Source organism: Kitasatospora sp. NPDC058063, assembly GCF_042885395.1.
Lineage (GTDB): Bacteria > Actinomycetota > Actinomycetes > Streptomycetales > Streptomycetaceae > Kitasatospora > Kitasatospora lactacystinica.
On sequence record NZ_JBHVSD010000007.1, the window covers coordinates 238,057 to 250,666 of the forward strand.

At 71.9% G+C, this 12,610-nt stretch carries 9 protein-coding genes; all 9 read left to right on the plus strand.

The window, feature by feature from the left end:
- Window positions 1-44 precede the first annotated feature (44 nt).
- Window positions 45-1,700 (plus strand): arginine--tRNA ligase, encoded by a 1,656-nt coding sequence (gene argS, locus ACFVUY_RS14630; RefSeq protein ID WP_387729966.1) that lies wholly within the window; start codon window positions 45-47, stop codon window positions 1,698-1,700.
- Between the two features lie 89 nt (window positions 1,701-1,789).
- On the plus strand, window positions 1,790-3,181 hold the full coding sequence (gene lysA, locus ACFVUY_RS14635) for a diaminopimelate decarboxylase (RefSeq protein ID WP_387729968.1): 1,392 nt from the start codon (window positions 1,790-1,792) through the stop codon (window positions 3,179-3,181).
- A 138-nt stretch (window positions 3,182-3,319) separates the two neighbouring features.
- Window positions 3,320-4,612, plus strand: coding sequence for a homoserine dehydrogenase (locus ACFVUY_RS14640; RefSeq protein ID WP_359899981.1), 1,293 nt, complete (start codon window positions 3,320-3,322; stop codon window positions 4,610-4,612).
- A gap of 10 nt (window positions 4,613-4,622) precedes the next feature.
- Complete coding sequence (gene thrC, locus ACFVUY_RS14645) at window positions 4,623-5,723, plus strand: threonine synthase (protein ID WP_387690904.1); 1,101 nt, start codon at window positions 4,623-4,625, stop codon at window positions 5,721-5,723.
- Between the two features lie 364 nt (window positions 5,724-6,087).
- A complete protein-coding gene (thrB, locus tag ACFVUY_RS14650; RefSeq protein ID WP_359899979.1) occupies window positions 6,088-7,026 on the plus strand; it encodes a homoserine kinase in 939 nt (312 codons plus the stop codon).
- A 603-nt stretch (window positions 7,027-7,629) separates the two neighbouring features.
- Complete coding sequence (rho, locus tag ACFVUY_RS14655; protein WP_387729970.1) at window positions 7,630-9,753, plus strand: transcription termination factor Rho; 2,124 nt, start codon at window positions 7,630-7,632, stop codon at window positions 9,751-9,753.
- 140 nt (window positions 9,754-9,893) lie between these two features.
- Window positions 9,894-11,018, plus strand: coding sequence for an LCP family protein (locus ACFVUY_RS14660; protein WP_387729972.1), 1,125 nt, complete (start codon window positions 9,894-9,896; stop codon window positions 11,016-11,018).
- A 138-nt stretch (window positions 11,019-11,156) separates the two neighbouring features.
- Window positions 11,157-11,378, plus strand: a complete 222-nt coding sequence (rpmE, locus tag ACFVUY_RS14665; protein ID WP_030235761.1) for a 50S ribosomal protein L31 — start codon at window positions 11,157-11,159, stop codon at window positions 11,376-11,378.
- A 132-nt stretch (window positions 11,379-11,510) separates the two neighbouring features.
- Window positions 11,511-12,587 (plus strand): peptide chain release factor 1, encoded by a 1,077-nt coding sequence (prfA, locus tag ACFVUY_RS14670; RefSeq protein ID WP_387690898.1) that lies wholly within the window; start codon window positions 11,511-11,513, stop codon window positions 12,585-12,587.
- The last annotated feature ends 23 nt before the right edge of the window (window positions 12,588-12,610 follow it).

A 12,610-nucleotide genomic window follows, 5' to 3' on the forward strand; every position in this document is an offset into this window, starting at 1 on the left:
ACCGAGTGGCGGGCGGGCACCCCGTCTCGCCTACGCTTGGCGTCGTGACCCCCGCAGACCTTTCCCAGGCAATCCAGGCCGCAGTGAGCTCCGCCGTCGAGGCGGGCGAGCTGGCCGTCGCCGTGCCCGAGCACGTGACGGTCGACCGGCCCAAGAACCGGGACCACGGCGACTACGCGACGAACGTGGCCCTCCAGCTCGCCAAGGCGGCCGGCAAGCCGCCGCGAGCCATTGCCGAGCTGCTGGTCGAGCGACTGCGAGGGATCACCGGCGTCGCCAAGGTCGACATCGCCGGTCCGGGCTTCCTGAACATCACCCTGGACACCGCCACCGCCGGTGCGCTGGCGCGCACCGTCGTCGAGGCGGGCGAGGCCTACGGCCGCAACGACGCCCTCGGCGGCCTGAAGATCAACCTGGAGTTCGTCTCCGCCAACCCGACCGGCCCGATCCACATCGGCGGCGTCCGCTGGGCCGCCGTCGGCGACTCGCTGGCGCGCGTGCTGCGGGCCTCCGGCGCCGACGTCACCACCGAGTACTACCTCAACGACGCCGGTGTGCAGATCGGCAAGTTCGCCGCCTCGCTGCAGGCCGCCGCGAACGGTCGCCCGGCGCCCGAGGACGGCTACGTCGGCGAGTACATCGTCGACATCGCCAAGGCGCTCACCGACGCGATCCCGGGCGTGCTCGACCTCTCCGAGGAGGAGCAGCTCCAGGTCTTCCGCACCGAGGGCCTCAAGCTCATGGTGTCCGAGATCAAGCGCTCGATGGACGAGTTCGGCACCCACTTCGACGTGTGGTTCTCGGAGAAGACGCTGCACGACTCCGGCGCGGTCGAGAAGGCCATCGACCGGCTGCGCGAGCAGGGCCACGTCTTCGAGCAGGACGACGCGGTCTTCCTGCGCACCACCGACTTCGGTGACGACAAGGACCGCGTCCTGGTCAAGGCCGACGGCGACAAGACCTACTTCGCCGCCGACGCCGCGTACTACCTGTCCAAGCGGGACCGCGGCGCGGAGGTCGCGCTCTACATGCTGGGCGCCGACCACCACGGCTACGTCAACCGCCTCAAGGCCATCTCGGCCTGCGCGGGCGACGACATGAACCGCAACATCGAGGTGAAGATCGGCCAGTTCGTGAAGATGCTTCGCGACGGCGAAGAGGTCCGCATGTCCAAGCGGGCCGGCAACATCATCACGATCGACGACGTGGTCGAGTGGATCGGCGTGGACGCCGCCCGCTACACCCTGGCGCGCTCCTCCACGGACTCGACGATCACGCTGGACATCAACCTGCTGACCAGCCAGACCAACGAGAACCGGGTCTTCTACGTCCAGTACGCGCACGCCCGGATGTCCTCGCTGCAGCGCAAGGCGGCGGACATGGGCATCACGCGGTCCGAGGACTTCAAACCGGAGCTGCTGGCGACCGAGTGGGAGACCGACCTGCTCGGTCAGCTCGGTGAGTTCCCGCGCGTCATCGCCGCCGCCGGCGAGCTGCGCGAGCCGCACCGGATCGCCCGTTTCCTGGAGGAACTGGCCGGCGCGTACCACCGGTTCTGGGACAACTGCCCGGTCCTGCCCAAGGGCGACGACGAGGTCACGGACCTCACGCACGCCCGCCTCTGGCTGGTCGAGGCGACGCGCACCGTGCTCGCCAACGGCCTCACGCTCCTGGGCGTGACGGCGCCCGAGCGGATGTAGGCACCACCCCCAAGCGCACAGCGGGGGCGGCTGACGGTCAACGGGGACCGTCGCCGCCCCTCGCCATAGGTCTCGAAGGATCTACGAAGATGAGCCGCTCCGCACACCCGGCAGGCCCCCGCCACGGCGACGTCCTGCCCGAGGGCCACTACCAGGCCCCGCCCGCCGATCTGAACGCGCTCGACCCCAAGGTCTGGTCGCGCACCGTCGCCCGCGACGCCGAGGGCGTGGCCACCGTCGGCGGCGTCGACGTCAAGCGGCTGGCGGCCGAGTTCGGCACCCCCGCCTACGTGCTGGACGAGGAGGACTTCCGCTCCCGGGCGCGCGCCTGGCGGGACGCCTTCGGCACCGGGGCGGACGTCTACTACGCCGGCAAGGCGTTCCTCTCCAAGGCCGTCGTGCGCTGGCTGCACGAGGAGGGCCTCAACCTCGACGTGTGCAGCGCGGGCGAGCTGGCGGTCGCGCTGGCCGCCGGGATGCCGCCGCGGCGGATCGCGCTGCACGGCAACAACAAGTCGGCGGACGAGCTCGAACACGCGGTGAAGACCGGCGTCGGGCACATCGTGGTCGACTCCTACGACGAGATCGAGCGCCTGGCCGCGATCGCCGCCCGCCAGGGCGTGCGCCAGCAGGTGCTGATCCGGATCACCGTCGGCGTCGAGGCGCACACCCACGAGTTCATCGCCACCGCGCACGAGGACCAGAAGTTCGGCCTGTCCCTCACCGGGGGCGCGGCCGCCGAGGCGGTGCGCCGGGTGCTCGGCCACGACAGCCTGGAGCTGCGCGGCATCCACTCGCACATCGGCTCGCAGATCTTCGACATGGCCGGCTTCGAGGTGGCCGCCCGCCGGGTGGTCGGCCTGCTGGCCGGGATCCGCGACGAGCACGGCGTCGAGCTGCCCGAGATCGACCTCGGCGGCGGCCTCGGCATCGCGTACACCAGCGATGACGACCCGCGCGAGCCGGCCGAGATCGCGGCCGCGCTGGCCGACATCGTCCGCCGCGAGTGTGCCGCCGCGAACCTGGACACTCCCCGGCTGAGCGTGGAGCCGGGCCGGGCGATCGTGGGCCCGACGGCGTTCACGCTGTACGAGGTCGGCACCGTCAAGCCGCTGGAGGGCCTGCGCACCTACGTCAGCGTGGACGGCGGGATGTCCGACAACATCCGCACCGCGCTGTACGACGCCGAGTACTCGGTGGCCCTGGTGTCGCGCACCAGCGACGCCGAGCCGATGCTGGTGCGGGTGGTCGGCAAGCACTGCGAGTCCGGCGACATCGTCGTCCGGGACGCCTTCCTGCCGGCCGACCTGACCGCCGGCGACCTGATCGCGGTCCCCGCCACCGGCGCCTACTGCCGTTCGATGGCGAGCAATTACAACCACGCCCTCAAGCCCCCCGTGCTCGCCGTCAAGGACGGTGCGGCGCGGGTGATCGTCCGGCGCGAGACGGAGGAGGATCTCCTGCGTCTGGATATCGGATGACGAAATCCTTGTCTCAGATCATGGAACGACCGTAGATCCGTACGGAAAGTCCCGGAGACTGGTACGGACCGAAGTTTCCGGCGGTCCAGGAAAACCCGCCGGAAATTACCGAAGCTGATGAATGCAGAGCGGAGTCGGATGATGCGTACGCGCCCGCTGAAGGTGGCGTTGCTGGGTTGTGGTGTGGTGGGCTCCGAGGTGGCGCGCATCATGACGACGACGGCCGACGACCTCGCCGCTCGCATCGGTGCTCCGGTCGAGCTGGCCGGGATCGCGGTCCGCCGTGCCGGGCGGACCCGCCCGGGCGTCCCCGAGCACCTGATCACCACCGACGCCGAGGCCCTGGTCAACCGGGGCGACATCGACGTGGTGGTCGAGGTGGTGGGCGGCATCGAGCCGTCCAAATCGCTGATCCTGTCCGCCTTCGGGCAGGGCGCCTCGGTGGTCAGCGCCAACAAGGCGCTGCTCGCCAAGGACGGCACCGAGCTGCACGCCGCGGCCGCCGGGGCCGGGGTGGACCTGTACTACGAGGCCGCGGTGGCGGGCGCGATCCCGCTGCTGCGTCCGCTGCGCGAGTCCCTCGCGGGCGACAAGGTCAACCGGGTGCTCGGCATCGTCAACGGCACCACCAACTTCATCCTCGACAAGATGGACACCACCGGCGCCGGTTACTCGGAGGCGCTGGAGGAGGCCACCGCGCTGGGCTACGCCGAGGCCGACCCGACGGCCGACGTCGAGGGCTTCGACGCCGCCGCCAAGGCCGCGATCCTGGCCGGCATCGCCTTCCACACCAAGGTCACCGCGGCGGACGTCTACCGCGAGGGCATCACCGAGGTGACCGCGGCCGACATCGCCTCCGCCAAGGAGATGGGCTGCGTGGTCAAGCTGCTCGCGATCTGCGAGCGGGCCGCGGACGGCGAGTCCGTCACCGCGCGGGTCCACCCGGCGATGATCCCGCTGTCGCACCCGCTGGCCTCCGTCCGCGAGGCGTACAACGCGGTGTTCGTCGAGGCCGAGGCGGCCGGCCGGCTGATGTTCTACGGCCCGGGCGCGGGCGGTTCGCCGACCGCCTCCGCGGTGCTCGGCGACCTGGTCGCGGTCTGTCGCAACAAGCTGGCCGGCGCCACCGGTCCCGGTGACTCGGTGTACACCCGGCTGCCGGCCAAGCCGATGGACGAGGTGGTCACCCGCTACCACGTCAGCCTGGACGTGGACGACCGCGCGGGCGTGCTCGCGCAGGTCGCGTCCGTCTTCGCCGAGCACGGCGTGTCCATCGACACCGTGCGCCAGCAGGGCCGCGACGGCGACGCCTCGCTCGTCGTGGTCACCCACCGTGCCACCGACGCCGCGCTGTCGGCGACGGTCGACAAGCTCCGCGCGCTGGACAGCGTGCGGGACGTGGCCAGCATCATGAGGGTCGAAGGGGAATAAGGAACCAGCCATGAACGCCGTTGCCGAGAACGTCGTCCGAGGCGCGCACACCCACCAGTGGCGCGGCCTGATCGAGGAGTACCGGGACCGCCTGCCGGTCACCGCGGCCACCCCGGTGGTCACCCTGCTGGAGGGCGGCACGCCCCTGGTCCCCGCCCAGGTGCTCTCCGAGCGCACGGGCTGCGAGGTCTACCTCAAGGTCGAGGGCGCCAACCCGACCGGTTCCTTCAAGGACCGCGGGATGACGATGGCCATCTCCAAGGCCAAGGAGGAGGGCGCGCAGGCGGTCATCTGCGCGTCCACCGGCAACACCTCGGCCTCCGCCGCCGCGTACGCGGTGCGGGCCGGGATGGTCTCCGCGGTGCTCGTCCCGCAGGGCAAGATCGCCCTCGGCAAGATGGGCCAGGCGCTGGTGCACGGCGCCAGGATCCTGCAGGTCGACGGGAACTTCGACGACTGCCTCACCCTCGCGCGCGAACTGTCCGAGAAGTACCCGGTGGCGCTGGTCAACTCGGTCAACCCGGTGCGGATCGAGGGCCAGAAGACCGCGGCCTTCGAGATCGTCGACATGCTCGGCGAGGCCCCGGACATCCACGTCCTGCCGGTCGGCAACGCGGGCAACATCACCGCGTACTGGAAGGGCTACCGCGAGTACGCCGCGGACGGCCTCGCCACCCGCACCCCGCGGATGTGGGGTTTCCAGGCCTCCGGCTCGGCCCCGATCGTGGACGGCGCGCCGGTGCTCAAGCCGCAGACCATCGCCACCGCGATCCGGATCGGCAACCCGGCCTCCTGGGACTTCGCGCTCGCCGCGCGGGACGAGTCCGGCGGCCTCATCGACAAGGTGACGGACCGTCAGATCCTGTCCGCCTACCGGCTGTTGGCCTCGCAGGAGGGCGTCTTCGTGGAGCCGGCCTCGGCCGCCTCGGTGGCCGGTCTGCTGGCCAAGGCGGAGGCCGGCCTGGTCGACCCGGGCCAGCGGATCGTCTGCACCGTGACCGGAAACGGCCTGAAGGACCCGGACTGGGCGGTGGCCGGCGCGCCGCAGCCGCAGATCGTCCCGATCGACCCGGAGGCGGCCGCCCGCAGCCTCGGACTGCTCGACCGGTAACGGGCACCGGCACGTCGACGGGCCGACCCTTTCGGGGGTCGGCCCGTCGGAGTTCCCGACTGACACTTTTGTGTCAATTGGGCTGCGCATTGCGATCCGTTTCCACCCCTCCCTTTGACGGAGGGGGGTGTGCATTCCGGCCAGAACCGGCAACACACCAGATCGAAGGCCCACGGGGTGTACCGCTGGGGAACCTCTCTTCGATACTCTGGCCTCGGCCGTGTGGCACATGCCCCGGGCCCGGCGGGTCCGGGCCGCGCCGACCGTCGCGACCGCCCGCCCCCCGAGGGGCCGCGGTCCGTTCCCCACCCTCGCACCGACGACGCGCTCCGCGCCGCCCGATTTCCCCAGGAGAGTCCACCGCATGGCCGGTCCTGCGTTCCGTGCCGCCGCCGTCCGGGTCAGGGTTCCCGCGACCAGCGCCAACCTCGGCCCGGGCTTCGACGCCTTCGGGCTCGCGCTGGGTCTGTACGACGACGTCGTCGTCCGGGTCGCCGACTCCGGCCTCTCCGTCGACATCGCCGGCGAGGGCTCCGACACGCTGCCGCGCGACGAGCGCCACCTGCTGGTCCGTTCGATGCGCGCCGCCTTCGACCGGCTCGGCGGCCAGCCGCGGGGCCTCGAAGTGGTCTGCGCCAACCGGATACCGCACGGCCGCGGCCTCGGCTCCTCCTCGGCCGCCATCTGCGCCGGCATCGTGGCCGCCCGCGCGGTGACCATCGGCGGCCCGTCCGCGCTGGACGACGACGCGCTGCTGGCCCTCGCCTCCGAGCTGGAGGGCCACCCGGACAACGTCGCGGCCTGCCTGCGCGGCAACTTCACCATCGCCTGGACCGACGAGGAGTCGGCCAAGGCGGTCGCGCTGGAGCCGTCCGAGCAGGTCGTCCCGGTGGTGTTCGTACCGGCCGGCGAAGTGCTCACCGAGACCGCGCGCGGGCTGCTGCCGAGGACCGTCCCGCTGGCCGACGCGGCCGTCAACGCCGGCCGCTCCGCGCTGCTGGTGGAGGCGCTGACCAGGCGCCCCGAGCTGCTCCTCGCCGCCACCGAGGACCGGCTGCACCAGGACTACCGCGCCTCCGCGATGCCGGACAGCGCCGCCCTGGTCGGCGCGCTGCGCGCCGAGGGCGTCCCCGCGGTCATCTCCGGGGCCGGCCCGACCGTCCTCGCGCTGACCGACGAGGCGGGCGCCGACAAGGTGCTCTCCTTCGCCGGGCACCACGGCCACGGCGGCGACCCGGCGTTCGCCGCGCACCGGCTGGACGTCGACCGCACCGGGGCCGTCGTGCTCCCGCTGGACGTCTGAGCAGCCCGAACGGGCCGTTCGGGACCCGGCGCCGGCACCCTGCCGAGCCGGGTCCGGCGGACACGATTGGCAAGCGCAAGGCTGGGGAATGTCTGAGGGGGTCGGTAGTGTTAACCTCATTGCTGCACCAGGTGCCCTCCGGGGCTAGGTGCGCCGCGTCCCGATCCCAGCACTCCACGGCAGTGGAGTCCCGGCGATGCACGGGGCGACGATTCTCCGGGAGCCCACCGCAGCGCGTACGCAGCCTGCCTGCGCGACACGCGGCCGCATCCCGAAGCCGTGACGGCACCTGACTCCCACCCGCGGCCTCCCACCTTGAGGCCAGGACGGGCGGAGCGCGGGCCACCGTCACGCGACGGGGGCCCGGGATTCGCAGGGAGCGTGGGGGTTACGCCCTCAGGGGAGGTCGACACACGACCGGCCCACGCGCCACTCAGCACCACCGTGCTTCAAGCACCGCACCTCGTACGTAGCTCTCCCTCGACGGGCTCCCGCCATTCGAGGGATCACCGCCTCGGACCGACGCAGTCGAGCGTTGGTCAGGACAGCACAACCGGTCGCCGAGCCAGACAGGCCGACGTCCGCTCCAGGGAAGGACCCTTAGTGAGCGACTCCACCGATCTGATGGGCGCGCGCCCGGACGCCGAGGCGTCGGACGCAGCCGCCGCCCCCGCTGCCCCGGCCCGGCGCCGCCGCAGCGCCGCCGCGGGCCTGGACGGCATGGTCCTGGCCGAGCTGCAGAAGCTCGCCGCGGACCTTGGCATCACCGGTACCGGACGCATGCGCAAGAGCCAGCTGATCGAGACCATCAAGGAGAAGAGCGGCGGGGACCCGCTGCTCGCCGCCGGTGGCACCGCCCCGGCCGCCAAGCGCACCGCCGCCAAGGCGGACGCCGAGGCCCCGGCCGAGAAGCCGGCCCGCCGCACCAAGGCCGCCGCCAAGGCGGCCGAGGCTCCGGCCGCCGCCGAGCCGCAGGCCCAGATCGAGATCCCGGTCCAGGCCGCCGCCGAGACCGCCGCGCCCGCCCGTACCGAGCGCACCCGCCGCCGGGCCACCTCGGCCGCCGGCGCGCCCACCGCCCCGGTCGCGGAGACCCCGGCCGAGGCCGCCACCGTCGCGGTCGCCGAGCCGAAGCAGGCCGAGGCCCGCCCGGCCGAGACCCGCGGCTTCGAGGGCCGCGAGGACAGCCGCGAGAGCCGTCGCGACCGCCGTGAGCGGCGTGAGCGCCGCGAGGGCGGCGACCGTCCCGAGCGTACGGAGCGCACCGAGCGCCAGGAGGCCGGCGAGGCCCAGGACGCCGACGGCCGCGAGTCGCGCCGCGACCGCCGCAACCGCCGCGAGCGCACCGACCGCACCGACCGCACCGACCGCCAGTCCCAGCAGGGCGGCGGCCAGCAGCAGGGCGGCCAGGCCGAGCAGCAGGGCCGCCAGACCCAGCAGGCCCAGCAGCCGCAGGTTCAGCAGGGCGGCTACGACGACGACGAGTTCGGCGACGGCCGCCGTGGCCGGCGCGGGCGCTACCGCGACCGCCGTGGCCGCCGCGGCCGCGAGGGCTTCGAGGCCGGCCCCGCCGAGCCGCAGATCGGCGAGGACGACGTCCTGATCCCGGTCGCGGGCATCCTCGACATCCTCGACAACTACGCGTTCGTGCGCACCTCCGGCTACCTGCCGGGCCAGAACGACGTCTACGTCTCGCTCGCCCAGGTCCGCAAGAACGGCCTGCGCAAGGGCGACGCCATCACCGGCGCGGTGCGCCAGCCCAAGGACGGCGAGCGCCGCGAGAAGTTCAACGCCATGGTGCGGCTGGACTCCGTCAACGGCATGGACCCGGAGAGCGGCCGCGGCCGCCCCGAGTTCAACAAGCTCACCCCGCTCTACCCGCAGGAGCGGCTGCGCCTGGAGACCGACCCGGGCGTGCTGACCACCCGGATCATCGACCTGGTGTCGCCGATCGGCAAGGGCCAGCGCGGTCTGATCGTCGCGCCGCCGAAGACCGGCAAGACCATGGTGCTGCAGGCGGTCGCCAACGCGATCACCCACAACAACCCCGAGTGCCACCTGATGGTCGTCCTGGTCGACGAGCGTCCGGAAGAGGTCACCGACATGCAGCGGTCGGTGAAGGGCGAGGTCATCTCCTCGACCTTCGACCGCCCGGCCGAGGACCACACCACCGTCGCCGAGCTGGCCATCGAGCGCGCCAAGCGCCTGGTGGAGCTGGGTCACGACGTGGTCATCCTGCTGGACTCGATCACCCGTCTCGGCCGCGCCTACAACCTGGCCGCGCCGGCCTCCGGCCGCATCCTGTCCGGTGGTGTCGACTCGACCGCGCTGTACCCGCCGAAGAAGTTCTTCGGTGCCGCGCGCAACATCGAGAACGGCGGCTCGCTGACCATCCTGGCCACCGCGCTGGTCGAGACCGGCTCGCGCATGGACGAGGTGATCTTCGAGGAGTTCAAGGGCACCGGCAACATGGAGCTCAAGCTCGACCGGAAGCTCTCGGACAAGCGCATCTTCCCGGCCGTCGACGTGGACGCCTCCAGCACCCGCAAGGAGGAGATCCTGCTCGGCAGCGAGGAGTTGGCCATCGTCTGGAAGCTGCGCCGGGTGCTGCACGCGCTCGACTCGCAGCAGGCGATCGAGCTGCTCCTGGACAAGATGAAGCAGACCAAGAGCAACGCCGAGTTCCTGATGCAGATCGCCAAGACCACCCCCGGCTCCAACGACTGACCGTAGCCGGACGGTTGTCCGAGCACGGAACCCCGGATCGCGCGAGCGGTCCGGGGTTCCGTGCGTCCGGCCCGGTTTGTTCCAGAGTCGGGACAACTTGAGGGCGTTTGGATCATGTTGTCCGATTTACTCTGGACCGTATGGCCGAACACAAGAGGGTTCCAGGGCGCCGCCGCAGAGTCCTGCGGACGGCCGCCTGCGCGTTCGTCGCGCTCGTCGTCCTCGGCGCCGGCGCGGCCCTCTTCGCCTGGTTCAGGCTCAACGGCAACATCAAGAGCGTCGACATCGACGCCCGGCTCGGCGACGCCCGGCCGCCGGCCGCCACCGACGGCTCCTTCAACATCCTGGTGCTCGGCTCCGACTCGCGCGGCGGCGACAACGGCTCGATCGCGGGCGGGGACACCGGCGACACCGCCCGCTCGGACACCGCGATGGTGGTGCACATCAACCAGGACCACTCCCGCGCCCAGGTCGTCTCGATCCCGCGCGACACCCTGGTCACCCGCCCCGACTGCACCGACCCGAGCGGCCGGACCGTGCCCGGCGCCAAGCGCGCGATGTACAACAGCGCCTTCGAGAGCGGCGGCGCGGTCTGCGCCGTCAAGACCACCGAGCAGCTCACCGGGCTGCGGATGGACCACTACCTGCAGATCGACTTCGCCGGCTTCGCCAGGGTCGTGGACGCGATGGGCGGGGCCACCGTGACCACCGCGGTGGCCATCCACGACAAGGACAGCGGGCTCGACCTGCCGCCCGGCGAGCACCACCTGGACGGCCGGCAGGCACTGGCCTTCGTGCGCACCCGGCACGGCGTCGGCGACGGCAGCGACCTCGGCCGGATCGAGCTCCAGAAGCAGATGGTGAAGTCGCTGCTGCAGCAGGTCGGGGGGAACGGGATGCTCACCAACCCGGTCAAGCTGTGGTCGATCGGCGACACCGTGACCAGGAGCATCACCACCGACTCCGCGCTCGGCTCGGTGAACTCGCTGGTCGGGCTCGCCCAGGAGCTGAAGGGGATAGGCCCGGACCAGCTGAGCATGGTCACCCTGCCGGTGGAGACGGCCCCCAGCGACCCGAACCGGGTGGTCGAGCAGCAGCCGCAGGCCGGGCAGGTCTGGGGGGCGCTCAAGGCCGACCAGGCGTTCCCGTCGGCGGTCGTCTCCGCGCAGCCGGAGAACCCCGCCCAGGCGGCTCCCACGGCGGCCCCCTCGACGGCCGCACGGGACGCGGGGAAGGCCACCCCGAAGGCCGGGGCGGCGCACTGAGGGGCGCCCGGAATATCCCGGAACGCGACCCGGTTTGGGAAGATGCGGCCGGTCCTGGCAGACTGGTCCGTCGGTCCCGGTTCACGTGCGGCGCTCCAGCCGCCGACCCGGTGCCCTCCCGAAACCTAGGAGAACCCCTTGAAGTCCAACGTTCACCCCGAGTACGTGGTCACGCGCGTGACCTGCACCTGCGGTGCCGAGTTCACCACCCGCTCGACCGAGACCAGTGGCGAGATCCGCGCCGAGGTCTGCTCGCAGTGCCACCCGTTCTACACCGGCAAGCAGAAGATCCTCGACACCGGTGGCCGCGTGGCCCGCTTCGAGGCCCGCTTCGGCAAGCAGCACAGCGCGAAGGCCTAGCGCTCCCTCGGCGCCGGTTCCCGGTGCCCCCGTACTCGTTGTCGGGGGCGCTGGGGGCCGGCGCCGTTCGCGTCCCCCCGCGAGTTCCCCACCCCCCACATGTTTCCGAGTCCCCGGGAAGAAGGCCACCCCATGTTCGAGGCAGTCGAAGAGCTCCTCGTCGAGCACGCCGACCTCGAAACGAGGCTGGCCGACCCGTCCGTCCACGCCGACCAGAACAACGCCCGCAAGCTGGCCAAGCGGTACGCCGAGCTGACCCCGATCACCCGGGTCTACCGGCAGTGGCGGCAGGCCGGCGAGGACATCGAGGCCGCGCGTGAACTCGCCGCCGAGGAGCCGGAGTTCCTCGCCGAGGTGAAGGACTCCGAGGCGCGCCGGGACGAGCTCACCGAGGAGCTGCGGCTGCTGCTGGTGCCGCGCGACCCGAGCGACGACAAGGACGTCATCCTGGAGATCAAGGCGGGCGAGGGCGGCGAGGAGTCCGCGCTGTTCGCCGGCGACCTGCTCCGGATGTACCTGCGCTTCGCGGAGCGGGTCGGCTGGAAGACCGAGCTCATCGACTCCAACGAGTCCGACCTCGGCGGCTACAAGGACGTCTCGGTGGCCGTGAAGACCAAGGGCAGCACCGAGCCCGGCCAGGGCGTCTGGGCCCGGCTGAAGTACGAGGGTGGCGTGCACCGCGTGCAGCGCGTCCCCGCCACCGAGTCGCAGGGCCGCATCCACACCTCCGCGGCGGGCGTGCTGGTCACCCCGGAGGCGGAGGAGGTCGAGGTCGAGATCGTCGCCAACGACCTGCGGATCGACGTCTACCGCTCCTCCGGCCCCGGCGGCCAGTCGGTCAACACCACCGACTCCGCGGTCCGGATCACCCACCTGCCGACCGGTATCGTGGCGTCCTGCCAGAACGAGAAGAGCCAGCTCCAGAACAAGGAGCAGGCGATGCGCATTCTGCGTTCGCGGCTGCTGGCCGCCGCGCAGGAGGAGGCCGAGCGGGAGGCCTCGGACGCGCGCCGCAGCCAGGTCCGCACCGTGGACCGCTCCGAGCGGATCCGCACGTACAACTACCCCGAGAACCGCATCTCGGACCACCGCACCGGATTCAAGGCGTACAACCTGGACCAGGTCCTGGACGGCGACCTGAACGCGGTGATCCAGTCCTGCGTCGACAAGGACGCGGCGGCCAAGCTCGCCGCGGCCCAAGAGAACTGAGACCGGCGCGCCCCAGCCCGCGT